Source organism: Sphingomonas sp. Leaf10, from assembly GCF_001421245.1.
In the GTDB taxonomy this organism is placed as follows: domain Bacteria; phylum Pseudomonadota; class Alphaproteobacteria; order Sphingomonadales; family Sphingomonadaceae; genus Sphingomonas.
In genome coordinates this window covers 273,201-299,206 of the sequence record NZ_LMKE01000013.1, presented here as the reverse complement: position 1 = coordinate 299,206, position 26,006 = coordinate 273,201, and the positions used below count along the sequence as shown (strand labels likewise).

Below are 26,006 nucleotides of genomic sequence, written 5' to 3'. Positions count from 1 at the left end.
GCGGGCCTCCCCCCCCCCGACCCCTCCCTTGTCAGGGAGGGGAGAATGGCTTGGGCTAAGCATTGATCGCCGGCCGGTCAATTCGTCTCGCGCCCGATCGGATACAGGAGAAACCGTTCGTCATAATAGGGCGTGCGGGCATAGAACCATTGCAGCCGCGCCGTCGGATCCTTGGCAAAGGCGGGGTCGGCGGCGAGTTTCGCGTCGAATTCGGCCTTGAGCTTAGGGTCGGTTGCCAGCATCCGGTCGGCGAGCGGGGCGATCGTATAGCCTTCGATATATTCGGTGCGGGCGAGGATCGCGGGGGCCATGTTCCATGCCAGCACCCCGTCCTCGCTTTCGGGTTCGAGCAGGAAGGCGGCGAGCAGCCCCAGCGGCTGATCGGCGGGGACGCGGACCGATCCGGGCGGCATCGTCTCGCGGCGGCGTTCGTGGACGATCTTGGCCTCCAGCGGTACATGGCCTTCGCTGGCCGGTTGCAGCTTCGGTTCGGTCGCGCGCGCCATGTCGAGGTCGAGCGTGCGGGGGGTGTCGATCGGTTCGACGCGTATGCCATGCAGCTTCAGCAGGTCGACGACGTGCGGCAGGGTGGCGGGAACCCACCATGCGCGGGGCAAAGTGACGGTCTTGTCGGGCAGGCTGCCGAACACCGGCATCTTGAACGTCACCGGCTTGGACAGCCAGCGCAGTTCGTCGCGGCCGGAGGCGGGCGAGCGATAGCTGTCATGCGCCAGCCCGAGAAAATCGACGCTGTAGAGCGGGGTCGGGTTCGGCTTCCACGTCATCGTCGCGGTCGCCGGGCGGTCGGCACGGTCGGCATCGATCGCCGCGCGCAGTTCGGCCGCGCGGTCGGCGGCAATGCGCAGCGATTCCTCGACGAACACATAGGTGCCGAGCACGCGCTGGCGATAGGGTTTGAGCGAATGCGTTTCGACCAGCACGGTCGGGATATGGGCAATGTCACCATAGCCGGTCGAGAAACGCGGCGTGTCGACGTCCTGGCTCATGCCCTTTTCCGGCGCGCGATTATCGAGCGTGCTGACATAATAGCCGGGAATATGGCCGTTCCGCTTCAGCGCTGCATCCATCGCCGGGCGCAGCCGCGTGTCGAGGAAGCGGCCGATCGCCGCCGATCGCGCGTAAAATCCCCGCCAGCCGGAAAAGGCGTAGGTCACATCGTAGCGATGATCGATGCCGTCGGTGACGTGCAGGTCGAGATACAGGACCGGGTCGAGGCGACGGATCAGGCCGATCATCGCCTGCGTCTCGGGCGCGTCGGCCTTCACGTAATCGCGGTTGAGGTTCAGGTTTTGCGCGGTGGTGCGCCAGCCCATGTCCTTCGGCCCGCGCTGGTTCGGGCGGTTGTACGGGCCGGAGCGTTCATGGCCGTCGACATTGTAAATGGGGACGAACACCAGATCGACCGTGTCGAGCAAGTCGTCCTTGCCGCGTAGCGCGATGTCGCGCAGCAGCATCAGCCCGGCGTCCTTGCCCTCGATCTCGCCCGAATGGATGCCGGCCTGTACCAGCACGTCCGGCTTGCCCGCCGCGCCCTTGTGCGCACGGACGGCGTAGAGGTCGCGGCCTTGCGGGCTTTTGCCGAACGTCTCGATGGTCAGCAGCGGGGAGGCGGCGACCAGCTTGTCGATCCACGCGCGGGTCGCGGCATAGCTGGGGGTGGTGACGAAGTTGCTGGCCTCGGCCGGGGTGATCCACGGGTCGTTGGGTTTCGCGACCAGCTTCTCGCTCGCGCCATGCCATGGGCGGACCGGCGGCAGGGGCGCTTCGAGCGGGGTCTGGGCATTGGCGGCGGTGGCGAGGAGGGTGGCGGCGAGGATCAGGAGACGCATGACGGCATGGTAGCGGATGTGCGGTGCGACGCCAGCCTTCTCCCCTCCCTTGTCAGGGAGGGGAGTCGACGAACAATCCATTCCCCAACCGGAACGATCCGTTCCGTAACAAGTTGTTGCTCCGCAATATCCCTGTATGGAGCCACGGCGATCGCCACGGCCTATGAATTCAAGCCGCACGAACGGCCGTTCCTGCCCGGTTCGCCTGCCACGCCCGAGCATCCGTTCGCGCGTCGCATCGGCTATTTCGCGATCGGCATGTTGCTGGGCATCACCGGCGGGTTCAACAACGGGCTGCTGATCGCCAATCTGCCGCAGATCCAGGGGTCGCTGGGGCTGACTCCGGTCGAGGGCGGGTGGCTGACCGCGATCTATTCGATGACCAGCGTGTGCATGTCGATGCTGCTCATCAAGTTCCGCCAGCAATTCGGGTTGCAGCGGTTCACGCGCATCTTCCTGCTCGCCTTCCTGATCCTGAACGTGTTGCAGGTGTTCGTGCACAGCTATGGCGTGCAGTTGCTGGTGCGCGGGGCCGCCGGGGTCGCGGGCAGTGCGCTGACGACCTTATGCTTCCTCTATATCATGCAGGCGCTGCCCGCCGCCGCGCGGCTGTCGGGGATGATCATCGGCTTTGGCGCGTCGCAGGTGGCGTTGCCGCTGGCGCGAACGCTGTCGCCGCTGCTGCTGGCCGATGGGCGGATCGAGGCGCTGTTCCTGTTCGAACTGGGGCTGACGCTGATGTGCCTCGGCTCGGTCGCACTGCTGAGGCTGCCGCCGTCGGAGCGGACGCCGGCGTTCGAGCGGATCGATTTCCTGACCTTCGCGCTGTTCGCGCCGGGGATCGCGCTGCTGTGCGCGGTGCTGGTGCAGGGGCGGATCCAGTGGTGGTCGACGCCGTGGCTGGGCTACGCCACCGCCGCCGCGATTCCGCTGATCGGGGGCGCGCTGCTGATCGAGCATAATCGCGCCAATCCGCTCCTCAACACGCGCTGGATGCTGGGGCGTAACATCGTCCGCTTCGCAATCGTCGCCGCGTCGTTGCGCATCCTGTTGTCGGAACAGACATTCGGCACGGTCGGTCTGCTGACCGTCGTCGGTATGGGCAACGACCAGTTGGTGACGCTCAGCCTCGTCATGACGCTGGCGTCGATCGCCGGGCTGGTCGTCTGTCTGAAGACGCTGAACATGCAGGATCTGTACAAACCGGTGGTGATCGCCGTCGCGCTGATCGGCATCGGTGCGTGGATGGATTCGGATTCAACCAACCTGACCCGCCCGTCGAGCCTGTATGTCAGTCAGGCAATCATCGCCTTTGCCGCGCTCTACTTTCTGGGGCCGATGGTGATGATCGGCATCTTCCGCGCACTGGCGCGGGGGCCGAGCCATATCGTCAGCTTCTCGGCGATCTTCAGCATTTCGCAGACGATGGGCGGGCTTGCCGGCACCGCGCTGCTGGGATCGTTCCAGATCGTTCGCGAGAAGGTTCATGCGTTCGAACTGACCCAGAACCTGACCGCTACCGACCCGCTGGTCGTGCAGCGTATTCAGCAGCTGGGCGGCGCCTATGCCCGCGTGCTGGGCGATCCGGCGCTCCGGCAGGCATCTGGCGCGGGGCTGCTCGGGCAACAGGTGACGCGCGAAGCCAATATCCTTGCCTATAACGACGTGTTTATGGGCGTCGCGATCCTGTCGGCGGCGATGGTGGTGTGGCTGGGCGCCCTGTGGCTGCGCTTCCGCCTGAAGGGCGTGAACCCGCTCGCCGCCGATCTCGCCGCCGTGCAACGCATGCGACAGCAGCAAATGTCATGACCGATACCCAACTGACCGAAGACGAGAAACAGCGGCTGACCGATCCGGTCGAGGTGCCGCGCGAACCGACGCGCGCACGCGGCTGGGCGCCGCCGCGCGGATCGCTGAAATCCACCATCGGCTTCGTCGCGCTGCTGCTCGGCGGCATTGCGCTGGCGCTGTATGCATGGGGGCTGTGGCCGTTCGGCAGCACGATCCAGGCGACCGACAATGCCTATGTCCGCGGGCAGACGACGATCATCGCGCCGCAGGTCAACGGGTACGTGACCGAGGTTACGGTACGCGATTTTCAGGACGTGAAGGCGGGCCAAGTGCTCGCGCGGATCGACGACCGCATCTATCGCCAGCGCGTCGATCAGGCGCAGGCCGGGCTGGCGGCGCAGCAGGCGAACCTTGCCAATTCGCAGCAGAGCGAGCGGTCGAGCGAGGCGAGCCTGGGCGGACAAGCGGCAGCGGTGCAGAATGCGCGGGCGCAGCTGGCGCGGGCGCAGGCGGATATGGCGCGGGTCAACGATCTGGTGGCGCAGGGGTCGGTGTCGCTGCGCGAACGCGATCAGACGCTGGCGGCGCTGCGCGCGGCACAGGCGGGCGTGTTGCAGGCGCAGGCGCAGCGCAGCGTCGCGCAGGAACAGGTGCGCACGGTAACGGTCGGGCGCGGCGGGCTGAACGCGGCGGTCGAGAATGCGAAAGCGGCGGTGCGGCTGGCGGAGATCGATCTGGCCAATACCGTCATCCGCGCACCGCAGGACGGAAGGCTGGGGGAGGTCGGGGTACGGCTGGGCCAATATGTCACGGCGGGGACGCAGATGATGTTCCTCGTGCCGCCGACGGTCTGGGTCACCGCCAATTTCAAGGAGTCACAGACCGCGCGTATGGCGCCGGGCCAGCCGGCGACGATCCGGGTCGATGCGCTCGACCGCGCCGAGTTGCGCGGGCGGGTCGAACGCATTGCGCCTGCCGCCGCCAACGAGTTCGCGGTGATTCGTGCCGATAACGCCACCGGCAATTTCGTGAAGGTGGCCCAGCGTATTCCGGTACGCATCGCGATCGATGCCCGCGACCCGCTGTTCCAGCGACTGCGGCCGGGCATGTCGGTCGAGGCACGGGTCGATACCCGTAACGGCGTGTCGCCGGCGGCACGATGAGAGGGGCGATCGCATTGGGGGCGCTCGTGATGCTGGCTGGCTGCGCCCCGGCCGAGCGGCCCCGGCCGCAGGCGGCGGCGGTCGCTCCGCCGCCGGCATGGCGTACCTCGCTGCCCGGTAGCGTGCCGATCACCGCAAACTGGTGGCAGACGTTCGGCGACCCGGAACTGACCCGGCTGGTCGAGGCGGCGCTGGCGAACAATCCCGACATCGCCATCGCCGCCGCGCGGGTGGCGGAAGCGCGCGGACAGGAGCGGGTGGCGCGGGCCGCGCGCTTCCCTTCGCTGGACGCCGGGGTGGGCCTGATCGAACAACGCGCCCTCAATGCGTTCGGATCGGCCACGACCGGCACCTCGCTGCAACCGGTGTTCCAGTCGGCGTACGAGATCGACCTGTTCGGGCGGGTGGGGCAGACGATCGAGGCGGCGCGGCTGAACGGCGATGCCGCCGCTGCCGCTGCCGACAGCGCGCGGCTGGCGGTCGCTGCTGCCACCGCCAGCGGCTATGTGACGCTGCGCGGCCTCGATGCGCGGATCGATACGGTGCGGGCGACGATCGCGTCGCGGGGCGAGGCGCTGCGCATCGCCCGGTCGCGGGCGGAGGTCGGCTATACCTCGCAACTCGAACTGCGGCAGGCCGAGGCGGAATATGCCGGGGTGACGCAGACGTTGCCGCAATTGGAGTTGCTCGCGCGGCGGCAGGAAAATGCCCTGGCACTGATGACCGGAACTCCGCCGCGTGCGATCGATCGCGGACGGGCGCTCGATGCGCTGGTGCCGCCGCCTGTTCCGGCGGGCCTGCCATCCGATCTTCTCCGCCGCCGGCCCGACATCGCGCAGGCCGAGGCGACGCTGGCGGCGAGCGATGCGTCGCTGGCCGGCGCGCGGGCGCAGTTCCTGCCGTCGCTGCGGCTGACCGGATCGACCGGCGAAGTCTTGTCGAGCGCGCTGCCCAGTCCGGTCGGCATCTGGTCGGTCGGGGCGAGTGTGCTGGCACCGCTGTTCCGGGGCGGACAGTTGCGTGGGAATTACGATGCGGCGACGGCGCGGCGCGATCAGGCCGCCTTCGCCTATCAACGCAGCGTGCTGACCGCGTTTCGCGAGGTCGAGGACGCGCTGGCGGCGGTCGACCGGCTGGCGGTGCAGCGTCGCGCGCTGGAGACGCAACGCACCGCGACGGCCGAGGCGCTGCGCCATGCGACCAATCGCTACCGGGCCGGGTACAGTCCCTATCTGGAGCAACTGGATGCGCAGCGGGCGTTGTTCAGCGCCGAATTGTCGCTGGAACAGGTGCGTGCGGATCAGTTGACGGCGCTGGTCGCGCTGTATCAGGCAATGGGCGGTGGCTGGGGGGCGGGGACATGATCCGCATGGCGACGGCGGACGACATTCCCGCGCTGCATGCACTGGTCGAGTCGGCGTTTCGCGGCGACTCGGCGCGGGGCGGGTGGACGCATGAGGCCGATCTGCTCGACGGGCAGCGTACCGATCGCGCTGCACTGGCGGAGGCGATCGCCGATCCCGACCGCACCGTCCTGATGATCGACGACGCGACCGGGTGCGTACAGGTGTCGCGGGTCGCGCCGGACCGGTCGGCGCTGGGGTTGCTCGCGGTGCGGCCGGATGCTCAGGCGGGCGGTCTGGGCCGGCGGCTGGTGCAGGCAGCGGAGGACCATGCGGTGCAGGCATTCGGCGCGCGGCGGATGGAGATGACAGTCATCGCCGCGCGCGGTGAACTGATCGCATGGTATGAACGGCAGGGTTATGTCCGCACTGGCGAGACACGACCGTTCCCGATGGACGATCCACGGTTCGGGCTGCCGCGCCAGATGCTGTCGTTCATGGTGCTGGAACGCGGCCTGCCGCGATGACCGCCCAAACGACAAGCCCCGCCCGGGGGACCGGACGGGGCCTGCGACGGCAGCGCAAGGGAGTGCGCAAGACCGGTTTAATCCACTGCAACAAATCCGCAATGGTTCTTTTGGAGATCCGGGTACGCCGGACTGTCCAACAATTGGTCAACCCAGCGCTCGACGAGCGTCGTCAACCGCGAATAGGCGCCGGCATCGTCGAAATCGGGGTCCGCCACCCGTCGGTGCATGATGCCCGCGCCGATCGTCAGGATCATTTCGGCAAGCTCGGCGCGCGACCCGGCCTGATCGGGGCGGGGGGCAAGGCCGGTGAGCGACAGGATCAGCGCCTGCTTCACCCGGCGATTGATGCTGTGGGCGATCGCCTTGATCCGGTCGTTGCGCGCGGCCTCGGCAATGATCTCCGGCATCAACTGTCGCGACTCGATGTCCCTGCCGCACTGCAAAAACATTCGCAGCCATTCGCGGATCGCATCAATGTTGTCGGTTTCGACCGCCCGCTCGATCTCGGCTTCGTGAAGGAAGGTCGCGAGGTCGGATTCGACGATCGCGGCGACGATCGCCTCCTTATCGGCGAAATCGCGGTAGATTTGCCCGACCTTGATCCCCGAAACGGCCGCGATCTGCGCGACGCCGGTCCCGTGAAAGCCATGTTCGGCGAACAGCGTCCGCGCCACCGAAACCAGTTTTTCGCGCCGGGCCACGGCCTTGCTTGCCCGACATGCCGCTCCGCACTGCAACAAATTCACGTCAGATTCACCTGTAACCTCTTGCCAGTTTCCGCCGGCGGGCGTACGCGACGCCAATGTGTGAGTGATCGATCACTCACGTTTAGCACATCCGTCGAGGACGTTCATGAAAAATCGCATGGCCCCATTGGCACTGGCGCTCATCCTTTCGGCCTGTGGCGGGAGCGGCGGCGAGTCGCAACCGCAACAGGGCGCGCCGCAAGGGCCGCCGCAGGTCGGGTTCGTGACCGTTCAGGCGCAGCCGGTGACGCTGACCACCCAGTTGCCGGGCCGTACCGCACCCTATGAGACGTCGGATGTGCGCCCACAGGTCAACGGCCTGATCCTCGCCCGGCTGTTCCAGGAGGGCGATTACGTCCGGCAGGGCCAGCCGCTCTATCGCATCGATCCGTCGCCCTATCAGGCGGCGGTGGCGAGCGCGCGCGCCGCATTGTCGCGGGCACAGGCGTCGATCGCATCGACCCGCAACCTCGCCCGCCGCTATGGCGAGCTGGTCAAGATCAACGCGATCAGCCGCCAGGAATATGAGAATGCGGTAACCGGCGCGCAGCAGGCCGAGGCGGATATCGCCGCGCAGCGTGCCGCGCTCCAGCAGGCGCAGATCGACCTGTCGCGGACCACGATCAAGGCGCCGATTTCGGGCCGGATCGGACGGTCGGTCTATACGACCGGCGCGCTGGTATCGGCGGCGCAGACCGAGGCGCTGACCACCATCCAGCGGCTCGACCCGATCTATGTCGATATCCAGCAGTCGAGTGCTGACCTGCTCAAGCTGCGCCAGCAGATCATCGACGGCGACCTGTCGCGCGGAAGCGGCGCGGCGCGCGTCCGGCTGAAGCTGGAGGATGGCAGCACCTATCCGATCGAGGGGACGCTGAAGTTCACCGACGTGACCGTCGACCCGGCAACGGGGACGCAGGCGATCCGCGCGGTCTTCGCCAATCCGCGCGGGCTGTTGCTGCCGGGCATGTATGTCCGCGCCGAACTGGTCGAAGGGACCAGGGCGAACGGGATGCTGGTGCCGCAGCGCGCCGTGACCCGCGATCCCAAGGGGAGCGCGACGGTGCTGGTCATCGGTCCCGACGGCAAGCTCGCCCCGCGTCCGCTGACCACCGACCGCACCATCGGCGACGCATGGCTGGTGACCGGCGGGTTGCAGGCCGGAGACCGGGTCGTCGTCGAAGGCGCGCAGATGCTCCAGCCGGGCACCCCGGTGAAGGGCTACCAATGGAATCCGCAGACTGCCGGAGCGGCACCGCAGGGCGCCGCCCCCGGTGCCGCCGGCGGTCCGCAGGCACAGGCGAAGTAACCGCTGATGTCCCGCTATTTCATCGACCGGCCCATCTTCGCATGGGTCATCGCCGTCGTCATGATGCTGGCCGGCGCGATCGCGATCCGCAGCCTGCCGATCGCGCAGTTCCCCGAAATCGCGCCGCCCGCGGTCGCGATCACCGCCACCTATCCGGGGGCGGACGCGGAGACGCTGGAGCGCACGACGACCCAGATCATCGAACAGCAGCTGCGCGGCATCGATAACCTGCGCTATTTCTCGTCCTCGTCCTCCTCGGCGGGGACGGTCACGATCACGCTGACGTTCGAACAGGGCACCGATCCCGACATCGCGCAGGTGCAGGTCCAGAACAAGTTGCAGGCGGCGACCCCGCTGCTGCCGCAGGAAGTCCAGCGGCAGGGGATCCAGGTCACCAAGTCCGCCGCCAGCTTCCTCGTCGTCGTCGGCCTCGTGTCGACCGACGGGTCGCACAGCAACAACGACCTGTCCGACATGGTCGTGTCGCAGTTCCAGGATCCGATCAGCCGCGTGTCCGGCGTCGGCGAATTGCAGGTGTTCGGCGCGCAATATGCCATGCGCATCTGGGTCGATCCGCTGAAGCTGAACAGCTATCAGCTGACGATCGGCGACGTGACGGCGGCGGTGCAGGCACAGAACGCACAGGTTTCCGCCGGGCAGATCGGCGCACAGCCGGCGCCCAAGGAGCAGATGCTGAACGCCACGGTCAGCGTCCAGTCGCGCCTGCAAACGCCCGAACAATTCGCCAATATCCGCCTGAAGACCAACGCCGGTGGCGCGGTCGTCCGGCTGGGCGACGTCGCCCGCGTCGAGATCGGCGCGGAGAATTACGGCTTCGACGTGCAGTATAACGGCCGTCCGGCATCGGGCTTCGGCGTCCGGCTGGCGGCGGGGGCGAACGCGCTCGACACGGTCGAACTGGTCAAGGCGCGTGCGCAGGAGATCGGCAAGACGCTGCCGAGCGACGTCAAGGTCATCTATCCGTACGACACGACGCCGTTCGTCCGCCTGTCGGTCGAACAGGTCATCCACACGCTGATCGAGGCGGTGGTGCTCGTCTTCCTCGTCATGTTCCTGTTCCTGCAGAACTGGCGGGCGACGATCATCCCGACCATCGCGGTGCCGGTGGTGCTGCTCGGCACCTTTGCGGTGATGGCGGTCGCGGGGTTCACCATCAACACGCTGACGTTGTTCGGCATGGTGCTGGCGATCGGCCTGCTGGTCGACGACGCGATCGTCGTGGTCGAAAACGTCGAACGCCTGATCCAGACCGAGGGGTTGTCGCCGAAGGAAGCGGCGCGCAAGTCGATGGACGAAATCACCGGCGCGCTGGTGGGTATCGGCCTCGTCCTGTCGGCGGTGTTCCTGCCGATGGCGTTCTTCGGCGGGTCGACCGGCGTCATCTATCGCCAGTTCTCGATCACGATCGTGTCGGCGATGGTGTTGTCGGTGCTGGTCGCGCTGATCCTGACGCCGGCGCTGTGCGCGACGATCCTGAAACCGCATGATCCGCACAAGCATGAGCAGGGCAATGGTTTGCTCGCGCGCTTCTTCCGCTGGTTCAACGACCGGTTCGAACGCGGTCAGCACAAATATGAAGGCGGCGTCCGGCGCACCACGCGCAACTGGAAGCGGTCGATGCTCGTCTATCTGCTGATCGTCGGCGGCATGGTGTTCGTGTTCACCCGCCTGCCATCGGGCTTCCTGCCCGAGGAAGATCAGGGGACGGTGCTGGCGCTGGTGCAGGGGCCGGCGGGTTCGACCAGCGCACGGACCGAAAAGGGCCTGAATCTGGTCCGCGACCATTTCCTGAAGCAGGAAAGCGGCAACGTCGCGGGCGTGTTCACCATCAACGGGTTCAGCTTTGCGGGACAGGGGCAGAATGCCGGTCTGGTGTTCGTCAACCTGAAGCCGTGGGAAGAGCGCAGCGGAGCGGAGAACAAGGCGCAGTCGATCGTCGGCCGCGCCATGGGCAGCTTTGCCGGGTACAAGGATGGGCTGATCTTCGCGCTCGTCCCGCCGGCGGTGCAGGAACTGGGCAATGCGACTGGCTTCGACGTGCAGCTGGTCGATACCGGCGGCATCGGTCATGACAAGCTGCTGCAGGCGCGCAACATGATGCTCGGCATGGCCGCGCAGGATGGGCGCGTGGCACAGGTGCGACCGCTGAGCCTCGACGATGCGCCGCAGTTGAAGGTCCATATCGACGAGGACAAGGCACGCGCGCTGGGCCTCGACCTCGCCGACGTCAACTCGACGATCTCGACCGCATGGGGCGGCGGCTACATCAACGACTTCATCGACCGTGGTCGCGTGAAGCGGGTCTATATCCAGGCCGATACCCCGTACCGCCTGAGCCCGGAGGATGTCGGCGACCTGTATGTCCGGAACGCGACCGGACAGATGGTGCCGTTCACCGCCTTCTCGACGCTGGAATGGGCCAATGCGCCGGTTCAGCTGACCCGCTATAACGGGCAGTCGGCGATGCAGCTGCAAGGGTCGCCGGGACCGGGCCTGAGCACCGGTGCCGCGATGGAGGCGATGCAGGAAATCCATGCCAAGCTGCCACCGGGCACCGCGCTCGAATGGACCGGGCTGTCGTTCGAGGAACGGCTGTCGGGTGGGCAGGCACCGGCGCTGTACGGGCTGTCGCTGCTGATCGTGTTCCTGTGCCTGGCCGCGCTGTATGAAAGCTGGTCGGTGCCGATCTCGGTCATGCTGGTGGTGCCGCTGGGCATTCTCGGCGCGCTGCTGGCGGCGTGGCTGACGGGTCTGAACAACGACATCTATCTGCAGGTGGGCCTGATCACCACCATCGGCGTGTCGGCGAAGAACGCGATCCTGATCGTCGAATTCGCCGAGGAACGGATGGCGGACGGCATGAAGCCGATCGATGCGGCAGCGGAAGCGGCGCGGTTGCGATTGCGGCCGATCCTGATGACCTCGCTCGCCTTCGTCTTCGGCGTGTTGCCGCTGGCGCTGTCGACCGGCGCGGGTGCCGGTGGGCAGAATGCGATCGGGCGCGCGGTGGTCGGCGGCATGTTGTCGGCGACGATCCTCGCCATCTTCTTCGTGCCGATGTTCTTCGTCGTCGTCCTGCGCCTGTTCGGCCATGGCGGCGGCGACAAGGACACCCCGTCCGCCAACCGCGACATCGAACCCGATGGCGGCAACCGGTCCTCCGACGGCGGCGAGCCTGCGCCGCAGGGGGCATGACCATGAGCAACATGATGACGCTGCGTAGCCTGATCCTCCTTGCCGCCACGACCGCGCTGGCGGGATGCAACCTCGCGCCGAAGAATGTCCGGCCGGAGGGGGCGATCCCGCTGACGCTGCCACAGGGCGGGGCCTATCCGCCGCTGGGTGCCGAACAGGCCGACGTGACCGCAATCGCCTATCGCGACTTCTTCACCGACCCGCGGTTGCAGTCGGTCATCGCGACCGCGCTGGAGAATAATCGCGACTACCGCGTCACGGCGGCCAATGTGCTGATCGCGCGCGCGCAATATCGCGTGACGCGCGCCAGCCAGGTACCGACGACGTCGGCCAATGGCGGCATCACCTATACCAACAACCCGTTCGGTGCGCTGGGCGGGGCCGGGGGCGCCGGTGGACAGGCCGGCGGCGCGGGCGGGGTTCCGGCGCAGACCGGCAATCTCGAAATCTATCAGGCGTCGGTCGGCTTCTCCGCCTTCGAACTCGACCTGTTCGGCCGCGTCCGTAATCTGAGCCAGGCCGCGCTTCAGGAATATTTCGCGACCGAGGAAGCGCAACGCGCCGCCCGCATCTCGCTGGTCGGCGAAGTCGCGACGGCGTGGCTGACCATGGCTGCCGATCAGGACCAGTTGCGCCTGTCGCGCGAGACGCTGAGCAGTTTCGGGCGGACGCTGGAGCTGACCCGCGCCCAGTTCCGCGTCGGCGTGATCTCCGAACTGGAGGTGCAGCAGGCCGAAACCAGCTATCAGCAGGCGCGCAACGACATCGCCACGCTGACCGCGCAGATCGCGCAGGATCAGAATGCGATCAACCTGCTCGCCGGCACGACGGTGCCGCTCGAACAGCTTCCCGCCGAACTGGGCGAGGGGGGCGCGGTGCTCGCCGATCTGCCGACCGGCGTGTCGTCGGCGGTATTGCTGCGCCGGCCCGACGTGTTGCAGTCCGAACGCCGCCTCTATGCCGCCAACGCCAATATCGGCGCGGCGCGAGCGGCACTGTTTCCGACGATTTCGCTGACCGCGACGCTGGGTACGATCAGCACCGCGCTGGGTGGATTGTTCGGCGCGGGTACGCAGAACTTTTCGATCTCGCCTGCTGCTACCCTGCCTCTGTTCGACGGCGGCCAGCGGCGTGGCAATGTCGAGGTAGCTCGTGCGCAGCAGCTGGCGGCGGTGTCGACCTATGAAGGGACGCTGCAAACGGCGTTCCGCGAAGTCGCCGATGCGCTGGCGACGCGCGGCACGATCGGCGAGCAATTGTCGGCACAAACCGCGCGGGCGCAGGCGGCGGCGACCGCAGAACGCCTGTCGGACGCGCGCTATCGCGCCGGGATCGACTCGTTCCTGAACACGCTGGATGCCCAGCGGACCAGCTATGCCGCGCGGCAGACGCTGGTGCAGACGCGGCTGGCCCGTGCGACCAATCTGGTGACCCTGTACCGGACACTCGGTGGCGGCTTGAACTAGCCACCCCTCTTGCATCGCCCGGCGATCGGCATATCCTCCCGTGTATAAATATAAGGAGAGGAACGATGAATCCGATCGAGCCGGGCGATGCCGCGGGCGAAAAGAGCATGGTGATCCTGCAAAGCCTGCTCTGCCTGCTGCGCGAGAAAAACCTGTTGTCGCGCGCCGATATCGAAGAGCTTGCTGCCAAGGTCGCGAGCCGTGCCGCCGAACATGACCGCGATCCGCTGCCCTGCCAATCCGATGCGGTGGTCGCCGCCGCCAGCGAGATGAACAGGCTGGGCGCGTATATCGGCGGCCGCTATGGCGGAAAGCATCGCCGCATCTGAACCGGCGCCGACCGGTGTAATGACCACGTCAGATTTCGCAGCGACAGGCATCCCTCGTGGCCGTCATGCGTTTCAGGCAGGTTCGGTTGCACCGGGCGAGTTCAATAACGGGCGGCAAACGCCCTATGAGAGGTTGTCGTGTCTTTAGTCGGACCGGACGAAATGTCCTATTTTGTACGCCGTGCGGAACAGCAGTTGGAACTGGCGCAGCAGGCCAACCATGAACAGGTTGTGCATGCGCATTACGAACTGGCCAACCTGTACCTCGACAAAGCCTATTCCGATAGCGCCCCAAGCGTGGAGATCGCTGCCGCGGCGGCTTGAGGTTGCCGTGTTGATCATGGCGGTGCGGTCGGCGGCTTGTCGCGTCGATAGTACTTCGACGTCCGGCCAGGGGGCGTACTGACAAAACTTTATACGTGGCCATGGATCCGAACGTCCTGGGCCAACGCAAACTCTGCTGCGACCCGTATGGGCGATACCGCCGCGAAACTCTCATTTCCCTACCCCGGCGAAGGCCGAGACCGGTTGGGGTATGCCCGTATATTTGTAAGGCCTGCCAACAGCACCCCGGCCTTAGCCGGGGCGCGATAGATTTGCGATCGAGGGTTCGTGTTTGGCAACGGTCCCGCTTTCGCGGGACTACCTTGAAGCGGACTTATAGCCTGTGAGGGCAGTAGGTAGAACCGTTCGTGCTGAGTAGCGGCTGAGCGAAGTCGAGAACCCGTATCGAAGCGATGTAGCCGGGTGCTACCGGCCCGGCATCGATCGGCCCGGTCGATGCATCGCCCGCGCAGGGCGGATAAGCCGTCGGCAGTCTCCCTCATTCCCCCTGCTGGTTCGCCATCGCATCGTCATCGACCACCGCGTCGTCCGCCGGCTGCGCTTCGCCACGCGTCGAGCGCGACGTCATGCCGGTGGCGGACGCGTCGTCCAGCACCTGCTGGTCCGGTTCGATCGGCGGGGGCGGGGGGAGTTCCTCTGCCGGCGCTACTGCGCTCAGATTTTCGGTTACCGGCGGCGCGGCTTCGTAATTGTCCTCGGGTAGTGGCGTTGGCGGGGGCGCTTCTTCATCGAACGCGCTGTTTTCGATCGGCGCTTCGTCGACATTGTCGTTCGAACAGGCCGCGAGGCCGGTCGCCAGCAACAGGCCGCTGCCGGCCAGCAGCGCTACGCGCCATCCGCTCTTCATCGTCATCCCCTTATCGTGCCGCCAACTGGCTGGCCTCGGCGCGCGCGGCGATCTTGTTCGCCAGCACGCCGTCCCATTTATACGGATCCTCGCGGAAACTCATCGTGCCGTTGGGCGTCGCGAACGCGGTCCAATAGAGCAGATAGACCTTTACCGGATCGGCGACCCGTGCCCGTACGGTCTTGCCCGATGCCAGCGTCGTGTCGATCTGCTCGGCCGGCCAGTCCGGTGTGGTCCGCAGCAACAGGCGCGCCAGATCCTCGGGCTTTTCGAGGCGGACGCAGCCATGGCTGGCGAGCCGGTCGAAATTGGCGAAGCCCGACTGCGCCGGCGTGTCGTGGAGATAGACCGCGAACGGATTGTCGAAATCGAACTTGAACCGGCCGAGCGCGCTGCGTTCCGACGCCTGTTGCAGGCGACGGCCGCCGCCCTCTGTCTCGATGACGCGGAAGCCGTTGCGCTTCAGATAGCCGGGATTGGCGCGTTCCTTCGGCCACAATTCCTTGTCCGCGATCGACGACGGTACGTTCCACGGCGGATTGAGCACGATCGAATGGATCGTCGAGGTCAGCATCGGCGTCTCGTCACCGGGCCGCCCGGTTACCGCCTTCATCGAGGTCACCGGCTGGTCGCCGTCGAACACCGTCAGCACCGCCGCGGCAATATTCACCTGAATACGGTTCTTTTCCAGCTCGGTCGGCAGCCAGCGCCACCGCTCCATATTCGCCTTGATCTGTTTGATCCGTTCTCCGACCGGCACGTTCAGCGAGGCGATGGTCTGCGCACCGACCTGTCCGGCGGGGTTGAGGCCATAACGGCGCTGTGCGCGGCGGACCGCGTCGAGCAGCGACTGGTCGAAGGTTTCACCGCTGGCCGACAAGTCGGGGTCTTCGACCGCAAGCCGCTTGCGCAGCGCCGCGACCTGCGCCCCGCGGCCACCCATGCGCAGTTCGGAGCCGGCGGCCACGGTCGGCCAGCCGCCATTCGCCGAAATCTTGCGATAGCGGGCGAGGCCGGCGACCAGCGTGTCGTACCCGGCATAGGGCGGCGGCAGCGAGGCGACCCACGCCGCCAGCCGACCCTTCGCCACCGCATCGCGGAAGGCAGGCAGCGGATCATAGCTTTGCGGGCGCATTGCCCAGTCCTTCTGGAAATCGGCGGTGTCGAGACGTCCGGCGCGCACCGCATGGGCATGGTCCAGCGCGGCCTGCACCAGTGCCGATCCGCTCAGCGCACCGAGCAACGGCTCGCGGTCCTTGAGTCCCTGCGCCACGGCATCGCGCGCTAGCAGGCGGGCAAGTTCGCTTTCCTGCGCCGCGGTCAGTGTCGGCAGCGGCAGGGGTGCCGGGATCGGCTGCACCATCGGCATGGTCGTCGGTACGGTTGGCACAACCGGCGGCGGCAGCACCTGCGCCGTTGCGGCATTCGCGAGTGTCAGGCCCGCGCCGGCGAGCAGGGCGCGCCGCAGCGTGGCGACGAAACAGAGGTGGTGATCGGTAATCGCTTTCATCCCAGACTCTTTTGGTACGACGATCGTCCTATACGGATTCCAACCTGCCGCACGATGAACCGTTCCCCTTTGGCGTCCTGTTACCACAAGCCGGGAGCGGTTTCGAACCCCTATGCTTCAGGAAAGATGCCGCTTGTCCAGTTTGCGGGCGAGGGTGCGGCGATGCATGCCCAGCCGCCGCGCCGCTTCGGAGATGTTGAAGCCGGTATCCGCCAGCGTCTGGTGGATATGCTCCCATTCCAGCGTCTTGATCGAGGTCGGCGCGGCGGTCAGGTCGGCCTCCGGGTTCCCTTCGACCTTGGCAAAGGCTGCCTCGATCTCGTCGGTGTTGGCGGGCTTGGTCAGATAGTTGGTGGCCCCCAGCTTGATCGCCTCGACCGCGGTTGCGATGCTGGCGAAGCCGGTTAGGACGACGATACGCAACGTCGGGTCGATCGCCGACAGCGCCGAGACGCAGGCGAGGCCCGACGCGCCGCCCAGCCGCAAATCCACGACCGCATATTCGGGTTCGAACGCCCGCGCGACATCGTCCAGCCGGTCGGGGCCGTCGATCACCTCGACCACATAGCCGCGCCGTTCGAACGATCGGCACAGGGTGCGGGCAAAGGTCGCGTCATCCTCGACGATCAGCAGGCGGCGATCGGTCATCTTGTCTTCTCCAGCGCCAGCGACTCGATCGGCAGGATTAGTGTCGTTTCCGCACCGCCACCGTCCCGGTTAACTGCCTCGATAGTACCACCCAGCGGTCGGAGCACATTGGTGGCGAGATAGAGGCCCAACCCGGCGCCCTGCCGATCCTTGCTCGTATTATAGGGCTTGCCGAGGCTGGAGAGAATGCGGTCGGCAAAACCATTGCCGTCATCGCGGACGGTCAGGTGCAGCATGGCGCCATCGCGCAGGGCGATCAGCGCGATGTCGCGGCCGCCGGCCTCGACGGCGTTGTCGAGCAGATTGGTCAGCGCCTGGGCCAGCGCGCGGTCGGCGACGATGGGGACGTCCGGGCCGAGCCGGTCCTCGAATCCTGCGCGCATCGGGTCGCTGCCGCGCCAGCGGTCGAGCGTGTTTGTGAGGAAGGTGCGCAGGGTCGTCCGGGTTGGGGCCTCCCCCTTCACCTCGCCCGCGGCGAACAGGATGCCCGACACGATTTCCTTGCAGCGCGCGACCTCGGCCCGCATGTCGTCGACTTCGGCGGCGAAGCGGGGGTCGCCACGGACCGCCGGTTCGTTCTTCCAGTCGCCGAGCAGCACGGAGATCGACGAAAGTGGCGTGCCCAGTTCATGCGCCGCCCCGCTGGCGAGCAGGCCCATCCGGACGATGTGCTCCTCCTCGACCGCGCGCTGATGAAGTTGCGCGACCTTGGTATCGCGGTCGCGCAGATTGGCGGCGATACGCGTGACGAAGGCCACCAGCAACGTGGCTGCCAGCACGAAATTGATCCAGTTGCCGAACAGGAACGCATCCGACAGGCTGCTGGCATAGGTCGGCGGCAGTTGCAGCGGCCGGTGAAAAGGGCCGAGCAGGGCGAACGTGAGGCTGGTAATCGCGACCAGCGCCCAGCTCGACCAGACTTCCAGCAGGATCGCGCCGATCACCACCTGCAACAGATAGAGCGACACGAACGGGTTGCGCGCCCCGCCGGACAGGTAGAGCTGCGCGGTCAGTGCCGCGACATCGAGGACGAGCGCGGCAAAGAGCGGCAGGTTGGTGTCGCTCCACCTGGACCGGCGGGCAAGGGTGACGAGGTTGAGGAGCACCAGCGCTGCCAGCACGCTCGCCATCGGTACCAGCGGCAGGCGGATGCCGAGCAAACCATCGACCACGAGAATCGTCGCCAGCTGCCCGCCGACCGCCAACCAGCGGAGCTGGACCAGCAACAGCATGTTGCGCCCGACCCCCTCGGCCGGCGGAACATATTGGGTTGGCGAAGCGGCGGGTTGCATCGGGCGCATGTTACGCCCGTTTGTTCGGCCGCGCGACAAACCATGTCATGCCCACCAGCAGCGCGGCAAGGCCGAACCAGGTGAGGGCATAGACGAGATGATTGTTGCGGAAGCTGACCACCGTCAGCCCGCCGCGTGGCCATGCCGTGCCGGGCGTCGCGGCGGCATCGATAAAATAGGGGGCTATGTTGGACACGCCGCGCTTGGCGGCGATCGCGGCGACGTCGCGCGAATACCAGCGGTCGGCGGCGGGATCATTGTTGCGGAGGAAGCCGCCGCTTGGCTCCGTCATGCGCAGCAGTCCGCGAACGGTCACGGTGCCGGACGGGGGCGGTACCTTGCCGCGCTGTTCAGGCGGCACGAAGCCGCGATTGACGAGGACGGTAAAGCGCCCGGTATCGAGCGGGGTCAGGATCCAGAAGCCGCCGCCGAGCGCGGTCGCGGCCTGGGTATAGCTGTCGGAGTCAATCCGGTAGCGGCCGGTAACGGTTACCGGGCGATAGACGTCGTCCGTGGAGATCGCGCCCCATGCCGATGGGGGCGGGGCGGGGACGGGGGGGGAGCGCAGCATCGTTTCGGTACGCTGGATCAGGTCCAGCTTCCACGTCCGACGCTGCAACTGCCACACCCCCAGCGCGAGGAGGCCGGCGATGACGCATCCGATCAGGGTTCCGATCAGGATGCGTCGCATGGCCACCGGCCGGGTCACATCGCGCTCATTTCTCCGGACATCTGCGGCATCATGTTCAGGTTCATATGGTACATGACCCACAACGACCCGGCGAGCACGATGACCACCAGGATGACGGTGAAGATCAGCGCCATCAGCGTCCAGCCATTCTCGGACTTCGTATTCATGTGCAGGAAGTAGATCATGTGCACGACGATCTGCACGACCGCGCAGATCATGACGATCGCAGCGGTGATCCGCGTGTCGGCAAAAGCGTTGGTCATGACGAGCGCGAAGGGAATCGCGGTCAGCACCACCGACAACAGGAAGCCGATGACATATTCGCGGCGCGAGCCGTGCGCGGGCGCATCGCCATGACCGCCATGGCCATGTCCGTGCGCGTCGTGATGTGCGTGGCCGGCCATTACAGCACTCCCAGCAGATAGACGAAGGTGAAGACGCCGATCCAGACGACGTCGAGGAAGTGCCAGAACAGCGACAGGCACATCAGGCGGCGCATATTTGCAGCACCCAGCCCGAACTTCGCGACCTGCACCATCAGCGTCACCAGCCAGACGATGCCGAAGGTGACGTGCAGGCCGTGCGTGCCGACCAGCGTGAAGAACGCCGACAGGAACGCGCTGCGCTGCGGTCCGGCACCTTCGTGGATCAGGTGGCTGAACTCGTACATTTCGATGCCGAGGAAGCACAGGCCGAACACGCCGGTGATCGCGAGCCAGCGCAGCGTCGCTGCCTTCTTACCCTGTTCGGCGGCGATCATCGCGAAGCCGTAGGTGATCGACGAGAACAGCAGCATCGCGGTGTTGAGCGCGACAAGCGGCAGGTCGAACAACTCCTTGGCGTCCGGGCCACCCGCGGTGCTGGCCGAATAGACGCCATAGGACGCGAACAGCATGGCAAAGATGAGGCAGTCGCTCATCAGGTAGAGCCAGAAGCCGAGCATCGTGCTCGACCCAGCTTCATGCTCATGCTCCTCCGCCAGATGATAGGCGCGCTCGGACGCACCTGCGGGGACTTGAACCGACGAACTCATATTCCTTACGCCCCCGCGGCCTGGAGGTCGGCGGTACGCCGGCGCTCCGTCTCGATGACTTCCTCGACCGGAATGTGGAAGTCGCGCTTGTAGTTGAAGGTGTGGAAGATCGCGACGCCGATCACCGCAACGAACGACAGCGCCGCCAGCCACCAGATGTACCAGACCATCGCCAGACCGAAGACGGTCGACAGGCCCGCTAGCACGATCCCGGCCCAGGTGTTGCTCGGCATGTGGATGGCGGTGAAGCCATCGACCGGTCGGGCGTACTTGTGCTCCTTCATATCGTACCACGCGTCCATGTCGTGGACGACGGGCGTGAACGCGAAGTTATAGTCCGGCGGCGGCGACGACGTCGCCCATTCGAGGCTGCGACCGTTCCACGGATCGCCGGTGAAGTCGCGCAGCTTGTCGCGGTTCATGATGCTGACGGCGATCTGCACCAGGAAGGCGGCGATGCCGACCGCGATGATCGCGGCACCCACGGCGGCGATGACGAACCAGATCTGCAGGCTCGGATCGTCGAAGTGGCGGAGACGGCGGGTGATGCCCATCAGGCCCAGCACATAGAGCGGGGTGAAGGCAACCCAGAAGCCGACGAACCAGCACCAGAAGCTGACCAGGCCCCATTTCTTGTCCAGCTTGAAGCCGAACGCCTTGGGGAACCAGTAGTTGATCCCTGCGAACATCCCGAACACCACGCCGCCGATGATGACGTTGTGGAAGTGGGCGACGAGGAACAGCGAGTTGTGCAGGACGAAGTCGGCAGGCGGCACCGCGAGCAGCACGCCGGTCATGCCGCCGATGGTGAAGGTCAGCATGAAGGCGATCGCCCACATCATCGGCAGTTCGTAGCGGATACGACCGCGATACATGGTGAACAGCCAGTTGAAGATCTTCGCGCCCGTCGGGATCGAGATGATCATCGTCGTGATGCCGAAGAACGAGTTGACGCTCGCCCCCGACCCCATGGTGAAGAAGTGGTGCAGCCAGACGAGGTACGAAAGGATGGTGATGACCAGCAGCGCGTAGACCATCGACGTATAGCCGAACAGCCGCTTGCCCGAGAAGGTCGATACGATTTCCGAGAACACGCCGAATGCCGGCAGGATCAGGATGTAGACTTCGGGGTGGCCCCAGATCCAGATCATGTTCACGTACATCATCGGGTTGCCGCCGAGCGTGTTCGTGAAGAAGTTGGTGCCGACATAGCGGTCGAGCGACAGCAGCGCGAGCACGGCGGTCAGGACCGGGAAGGCGGCGACGATCAGGATGTTGGTGACTAGCGCCGACCAGGTGAAGATCGGCATCTTCATCAGGCCCATGCCCGGCGCGCGCATCTTGACGATGGTCGCGATCAGGTTGACGCCCGACAACAAGGTGCCGACGCCAGCCAGCTGGAGCGCCCAGATATAATAGTCGACGCCCACGTCGGGCGAGTAATCCAGCCCCGACAGCGGCGCGAACGCCAGCCAGCCGGTGCGGGCGAATTCGCCGACGAACAGGCTGGCCATGACGATCACGACGCCCGACGCGGTCATCCAGAAGCTGAAATTGTTCAGGAACGGGAACGACACGTCGCGCGCGCCGATCTGGAGCGGGACGATGTAGTTCATCAGACCCGTGACCAGCGGCATCGCCACGAAGAAGATCATGATCACGCCGTGGGCGGTGAACACCTGGTCATAGTGATGGGCGTTGAGATAGCCTTCGTTCGCGCCGAACGCGATCGCCTGCTGCCCGCGCATCATGATCGCGTCGGCAAAGCCGCGCAGCAGCATGACGATGCCGAGGATCATGTACATGATCCCGATCCGCTTGTGATCGACCGTCGTGAACCACTCTTTCCAGAGATAGCCCCACAGCTTGAAATAGGTGAGCGCCGCCAGCAACGCCGCGCCGCCGATGGCGACCGCGATGAAGGTCATGACGACGATCGGTTCGTGGATCGGGAAGCTTTCGAGCGTCAGTCGCCCGAAGATCAGCTTGGTAAGGGTATCGGACATGATCTCGTGTCTCAGCCTTGCGCCGAAGCGGGGCGGCCCGGCATCGCGCGCGGCGGCGCGATGCGGGTCATGTTGCGGTTGGCGTCGCTGCCCGGATCGGCGGCGCCGGGGGCGGCCTTCGACCCTTGCGGCGCGTCGCCGCTGCTGTGCGGGCTGACGCCATAATCGGACGGCGCCTTTTCGAGTGCGCCCTTGGTGCGCTCGCCGTCCTCGGGCAGGCGGCTGTTGACCGCCGAGCCATGGCCGCCGCCATGGTGCATGCTCTCGGTCATGCACGGCGTGCCGGGCTTCACGCACATCTGGACGATGCGCATGAACAAGCCCTGTTCGACGCCGCCAAAGCCCATCGGCGGCACCTTCTCGCTGGGCTTTTCCAGTTCGAGATAGCGCGCGGTGTCGAGCCGGTTCGGCATCGCCTTCACGCCGGCCACGAACCGGTCGAAGCCGGCGGTGTCGGTGCTGGTCGTCTTGAAGTTCATATAGGAGAAGCCGGCGCCGCTATAGTGCGCCGACATGCCCTCATACGTGCCCGGCTTGTTCATCACGGCGTGGAGCTTCGTCTCCATGCCCGGCATGGTGTAGATCATGCCCGCCATCGCGGGGACGTAGAAGGTGTTCATCACCGACGACGACGACAGGCGGAAGCTGACCTGGCGATCGACCGGCAGGACCAGGCGGTTGACGGTCGCGATGCCCTGTTCCGGATAGATGAACAGCCACTTCCAGTCGAGCGAGACGACCTGGATCTCCAGCGGCTTCTGATTCTCCGGCACCGGCTTGCCCGGCGCGATCTGACCGATCGGGCGATACGGGTCGAGCAGGTGGGTGCTGATCCACGTCAGCGCGCCGAGCGCGATGACGATCAGCAGCGGCCCCGACCAGATGACCAGTTCGAGCGCGGTCGAATGATCCCAGTTCGGCTTGTACGTCGCCTTTTCATTGGACGCGCGGTATTTCCACGCGAACCAGACGGTCAGCGCCATCACCGGAATGATGATGAGCAACATCAGGCCGACCGAGATCATCAGGACGTCGGCTTGCTGGCGCGCGACGTCGCCGGCGGGATTGAGCACGACCATGTCGCACCCGCCGAGCAACGGCAATGCCGCGAAAGGCAGGAGCGAACGCAGTGGCCGTTGCCACGGAAGCGAGCGGGGCAGGATCATGGCCGCGCCCTATGCCGAGCGATGCTGCACTGCGATAGGACATTTTGTCCTATCCCCGCGTTTGGTGCATTGCGATAACGGGCACACATTCAATCTTACCGCGCGTGCTTCGCGCTGCTCTTGGAGTCCCTATGGCCGAGGCCGTCCATTCCCGCGAGATCGAGGCCGACGCTCGCGCCGTCAACAGTGGCGACGGTGAGGTGAACGTCCAGTCCGAAGAGATCGCGATCGGCGTCATCATCGGGCGTACGTCGGAATTCTTCGACTTTTTCGTCTATGCGATCGCGTCGGTGATCGTGTTCCCGCAGCTGGTGTTCCCCTATGTCGACCGGCTGACCGGCACGCTCTATTCCTTCGCACTGTTTCCGCTGGCGTTTTTCGCGCGCCCGCTTGGAACGCTGCTGTTCATGTGGATCGACCGGCGGCACGGGCGCGGTACCAAGCTGACCATGGCGCTGTTCCTGCTCGGCACCGCGACGGTGGCGATGGGTTTCCTGCCCAGCTATGCGCAGGCCGGGGCATGGTCGGCGATCCTGCTGGCGGCGCTGCGCATCCTGCAGGGGATTGCGCTCGGCGGGGCATGGGACGGTCTTGCCTCGCTGCTCGCGCTCAACGTGCCGCAGGATCGGCGCGGCTGGTATGCGATGATCCCGCAGCTCGGCGCGCCGCTGGGCCTGATGGTCGCCAGCGCCCTGTTCGCGTTCTTCACCGCCTATATGAGTGCCGAGGATTTCATCAGCTGGGGCTGGCGCTATCCGTTCTTCGTCGCCTTTGCGCTGAACGTCGTCGCGCTGTTCGCCCGGCTGCGCATCGTCGTGACGCCCGAATATACCGCACTGTTCGAGAATCGCGAGTTGAAGGCATCGCCGGTATTGCCGACCGTCGGTCGTGAGTGGAAGACGATCGTGATCGGCGCGCTGGTGCCATTGGCCAGCTTCGCGCTGTTCCACATGGTCACCGTGTTCCCGCTGTCGTGGATCCTGCTGTTCACCGAACAGGAAATCGCGCGCTTCCTGTGGATCGAAACCGCCTGCGCGATCTTCTTCATCTTCGCGATCATCATCTCGGGCGTCCTTGCCGACCATGTCGGCCGCCGGACGCTGCTGGGCATCGGTGCGGTCGCCATCGCGCTGTTCTCGGGGCTTGCGCCGTTGCTGCTGAACGGTGGCGATGCCGGTGAAATCGCGTTCATGATCACCGGCTTCATCCTGCTCGGCCTGTCGTTCGGTCAGTCGTCGGGTACGGTCGCCGCAAACTTCGCCAAGGATTCGCGCTATACCGGTGCGGCATTGACGTCGGACCTCGCCTGGTTGTTCGGCGCGGGCTTCGCGCCGCTGGTCGCGCTGGCGCTGGCCGACAAGCTGGGCCTGATCGCGTCGGGCCTGTACCTGTTGTCGGGTGCGTTCGGCACGCTGGCGGCGCTGGCTCTGAACAAGGAACTGGCGCGGCGTCTCGACTGATCGACATGCTGCGTTGGATGGTGGCGGCGCATGCGCTGGTGGCGGGCAGTCCCGCCGCGGCGCAGGACGCCGCCACCGTCGTTTCTGCCGAGGCGGCACTGGCGCAGGATGCCGCCGACGTCGCGCGCATTCGCGGAATCGATCCGGCCGCCGCGCTGGTCCTGCTGCGCAAACAGGTCGCCAGCATCGCCGCGACCGACTGGATCGAGGGGCGCTATCGCGAACGACTGGCCGGCATCGCGATCGAAACCGACGGCGCGGTATCGGTGCTGTTGACCGGCAATCGCCCGGTTGCCGATGCCGAAATCCGTACGGGCGACCTGACGATACCGGTCCGCTTCCGCATCGGTGCCAAATCGACGCGGGTGGAATTGCTCGCCGCGCTGAACCGCCATCAGGCGGATATTCGCGCGATGCTGCGCCGGCCACCAGCGATCGGCATCGACGCCCGGCAAGGTACGTTGCTGATCCAGATCGGTGCGGCCGATGCCGGCGGAGATGTCGCGGCGTTGCGGCGACGATTGACCGAACTGACCGGTGTGCCGATCCGCCTGGCGACGACCGGGCGGCCCGACCTCGATCTGGCGGGCGAGGTGATCGGCGGGTCGCGGTTGATCGGTCCGGATCCGGCAAATGGTCGCCGCTATTATTGCACGACCGGGTTCGTGGTAACCGATGGCACGCAGACCGGCATCGTGACGGCCGCCCACTGTCCCGATCAGCTGGACCATATCGCGCCCGACCGGTCGGTCACGCCGACCCGCTTCGTCGGGCAATGGGGCTGGGGCTTTCACGACGTACAGGTCAACGCGACGCCGGACGCCGTCCGTCCGCTATTCTTCGCCGACGCGGCCCGGACGCACATCCGTACCGTCGAGGCCCAGCGCAGCCGGGCGAGTACGCGCGTAGGCGACATCGTATGTCATCGCGGCGAGAGCAGCGGCTATAGCTGTGCCGAGGTGATGATGGTCGATTTCGCGCCAGCGGGCGATCTGTGCGGCGGACCGTGCCTGCCGACCTGGGTGGCCGTGGCGGGGCCGGGATGTCGGGGCGGCGACAGCGGCGGTCCGGTGTTTCTGGGCGGGACCGCGATCGGATTGTTGAAAGGCGGCAGCTACCGCCCCGATGGTTCCTGTGTCTTCTATTACTACATGTCGCTCGACTATCTGCCCGATGGCTGGCGGTTGCTGGTCGCCCCGCCGGCCGCACCGTTGCCCATAACGCCGCCCGCTCCGCTGCCCGTGGCGCCGAACTGACTTCACATC

The 26,006-nt window shown here is 66.1% G+C and carries 22 protein-coding genes; 11 read left to right on the top strand and 11 right to left on the bottom strand.

Annotated features, from left to right (window positions below):
- Nucleotides 1-77 precede the first annotated feature (77 nt).
- Nucleotides 78-1,850 (bottom strand): M14 family metallopeptidase, encoded by a 1,773-nt coding sequence (locus ASE59_RS12125; protein WP_056456367.1) that lies wholly within the window; start codon nucleotides 1,848-1,850, stop codon nucleotides 78-80.
- Nucleotides 1,851-2,108: 258 nt separating this feature from the next.
- Between ASE59_RS12125 and ASE59_RS12120 the strand changes: the two genes are divergently transcribed.
- Genes ASE59_RS12120 through ASE59_RS12105 form a run of 4 tightly spaced genes read left to right on the top strand, consistent with a single transcriptional unit; the run spans nucleotide 2,109 to nucleotide 6,674 of the window.
- Complete coding sequence (locus ASE59_RS12120; RefSeq protein ID WP_235515738.1) at nucleotides 2,109-3,659, top strand: MFS transporter; 1,551 nt, start codon at nucleotides 2,109-2,111, stop codon at nucleotides 3,657-3,659.
- Nucleotides 3,656-4,804 (top strand): HlyD family secretion protein, encoded by a 1,149-nt coding sequence (locus tag ASE59_RS12115; RefSeq protein ID WP_082458316.1) that lies wholly within the window; start codon nucleotides 3,656-3,658, stop codon nucleotides 4,802-4,804. Before ASE59_RS12120 ends, ASE59_RS12115 begins: the two co-directional genes overlap by 4 nt.
- Complete coding sequence (locus ASE59_RS12110) at nucleotides 4,801-6,168, top strand: efflux transporter outer membrane subunit (protein WP_056456365.1); 1,368 nt, start codon at nucleotides 4,801-4,803, stop codon at nucleotides 6,166-6,168. Before ASE59_RS12115 ends, ASE59_RS12110 begins: the two co-directional genes overlap by 4 nt.
- Nucleotides 6,165-6,674, top strand: coding sequence for a GNAT family N-acetyltransferase (locus ASE59_RS12105; RefSeq protein ID WP_056456363.1), 510 nt, complete (start codon nucleotides 6,165-6,167; stop codon nucleotides 6,672-6,674). The genes ASE59_RS12110 and ASE59_RS12105 overlap by 4 nt, the downstream gene beginning before the upstream one ends.
- Nucleotides 6,675-6,751: 77 nt before the next feature.
- On the opposite strand, the gene ASE59_RS12100 is transcribed toward ASE59_RS12105, so the two are convergent.
- A complete protein-coding gene (locus tag ASE59_RS12100; protein WP_056456362.1) occupies nucleotides 6,752-7,378 on the bottom strand; it encodes a TetR/AcrR family transcriptional regulator in 627 nt (208 codons plus the stop codon).
- A gap of 151 nt (nucleotides 7,379-7,529) precedes the next feature.
- Here ASE59_RS12100 and ASE59_RS12095 point away from each other — a divergent pair, with 151 nt between their 5' ends.
- From ASE59_RS12095 to ASE59_RS20390, 5 genes are all read left to right on the top strand, one after another.
- Entirely contained in the window at nucleotides 7,530-8,732 is a 1,203-nt protein-coding gene (locus ASE59_RS12095) for an efflux RND transporter periplasmic adaptor subunit (RefSeq protein ID WP_056456360.1), read from the top strand.
- Between the two features lie 6 nt (nucleotides 8,733-8,738).
- Entirely contained in the window at nucleotides 8,739-11,948 is a 3,210-nt protein-coding gene (locus tag ASE59_RS12090) for an efflux RND transporter permease subunit (protein ID WP_056456358.1), read from the top strand.
- A gap of 2 nt (nucleotides 11,949-11,950) precedes the next feature.
- A complete protein-coding gene (locus ASE59_RS12085) occupies nucleotides 11,951-13,414 on the top strand; it encodes an efflux transporter outer membrane subunit (protein WP_235515737.1) in 1,464 nt (487 codons plus the stop codon).
- Nucleotides 13,415-13,479: 65 nt separating this feature from the next.
- Nucleotides 13,480-13,743 (top strand): hypothetical protein, encoded by a 264-nt coding sequence (locus tag ASE59_RS12080; RefSeq protein ID WP_056456356.1) that lies wholly within the window; start codon nucleotides 13,480-13,482, stop codon nucleotides 13,741-13,743.
- 162 nt (nucleotides 13,744-13,905) lie between these two features.
- Nucleotides 13,906-14,067: a hypothetical protein gene (locus tag ASE59_RS20390; protein ID WP_200913255.1), complete on the top strand. Its 162-nt coding sequence runs from the start codon at nucleotides 13,906-13,908 to the stop codon at nucleotides 14,065-14,067.
- A 499-nt stretch (nucleotides 14,068-14,566) separates the two neighbouring features.
- Here ASE59_RS20390 and ASE59_RS12075 read toward each other — a convergent pair whose 3' ends face one another.
- From ASE59_RS12075 to cyoA, 9 genes are all read right to left on the bottom strand, one after another.
- Complete coding sequence (locus ASE59_RS12075) at nucleotides 14,567-14,935, bottom strand: hypothetical protein (protein ID WP_082458333.1); 369 nt, start codon at nucleotides 14,933-14,935, stop codon at nucleotides 14,567-14,569.
- Nucleotides 14,936-14,945: 10 nt separating this feature from the next.
- On the bottom strand, nucleotides 14,946-16,445 hold the full coding sequence (locus tag ASE59_RS12070; protein WP_082458311.1) for a L,D-transpeptidase family protein: 1,500 nt from the start codon (nucleotides 16,443-16,445) through the stop codon (nucleotides 14,946-14,948).
- A 117-nt stretch (nucleotides 16,446-16,562) separates the two neighbouring features.
- Entirely contained in the window at nucleotides 16,563-17,093 is a 531-nt protein-coding gene (locus ASE59_RS12065) for a response regulator transcription factor (RefSeq protein WP_056456352.1), read from the bottom strand.
- On the bottom strand, nucleotides 17,090-18,385 hold the full coding sequence (locus ASE59_RS12060; RefSeq protein ID WP_056456480.1) for an ATP-binding protein: 1,296 nt from the start codon (nucleotides 18,383-18,385) through the stop codon (nucleotides 17,090-17,092). Before ASE59_RS12060 ends, ASE59_RS12065 begins: the two co-directional genes overlap by 4 nt.
- A gap of 10 nt (nucleotides 18,386-18,395) precedes the next feature.
- Nucleotides 18,396-19,076 (bottom strand): SURF1 family protein, encoded by a 681-nt coding sequence (locus ASE59_RS12055; RefSeq protein WP_056456350.1) that lies wholly within the window; start codon nucleotides 19,074-19,076, stop codon nucleotides 18,396-18,398.
- A 14-nt stretch (nucleotides 19,077-19,090) separates the two neighbouring features.
- On the bottom strand, nucleotides 19,091-19,480 hold the full coding sequence (gene cyoD / locus ASE59_RS12050) for a cytochrome o ubiquinol oxidase subunit IV (protein WP_056456348.1): 390 nt from the start codon (nucleotides 19,478-19,480) through the stop codon (nucleotides 19,091-19,093).
- Entirely contained in the window at nucleotides 19,480-20,109 is a 630-nt protein-coding gene (gene cyoC, locus ASE59_RS12045) for a cytochrome o ubiquinol oxidase subunit III (RefSeq protein ID WP_056456346.1), read from the bottom strand. The genes cyoD and cyoC overlap by 1 nt, the downstream gene beginning before the upstream one ends.
- 5 nt (nucleotides 20,110-20,114) lie before the next feature.
- On the bottom strand, nucleotides 20,115-22,115 hold the full coding sequence (gene cyoB / locus ASE59_RS12040) for a cytochrome o ubiquinol oxidase subunit I (RefSeq protein ID WP_082458307.1): 2,001 nt from the start codon (nucleotides 22,113-22,115) through the stop codon (nucleotides 20,115-20,117).
- An 11-nt stretch (nucleotides 22,116-22,126) separates the two neighbouring features.
- Complete coding sequence (gene cyoA / locus ASE59_RS12035) at nucleotides 22,127-23,281, bottom strand: ubiquinol oxidase subunit II (RefSeq protein WP_156360047.1); 1,155 nt, start codon at nucleotides 23,279-23,281, stop codon at nucleotides 22,127-22,129.
- A 131-nt stretch (nucleotides 23,282-23,412) separates the two neighbouring features.
- On the opposite strand from cyoA, the gene ASE59_RS12030 reads away from it, so the two are divergent.
- Both ASE59_RS12030 and ASE59_RS12025 read left to right on the top strand, forming a co-directional pair.
- The gene (locus ASE59_RS12030; protein WP_056456344.1) at nucleotides 23,413-24,741 is read left to right on the top strand and encodes an MFS transporter; all 1,329 of its coding nucleotides are present in this window, start codon (nucleotides 23,413-23,415) and stop codon (nucleotides 24,739-24,741) included.
- Between the two features lie 5 nt (nucleotides 24,742-24,746).
- Nucleotides 24,747-25,997, top strand: a complete 1,251-nt coding sequence (locus ASE59_RS12025) for a hypothetical protein (protein ID WP_200913252.1) — start codon at nucleotides 24,747-24,749, stop codon at nucleotides 25,995-25,997.
- Nucleotides 25,998-26,006 lie beyond the last annotated feature (9 nt).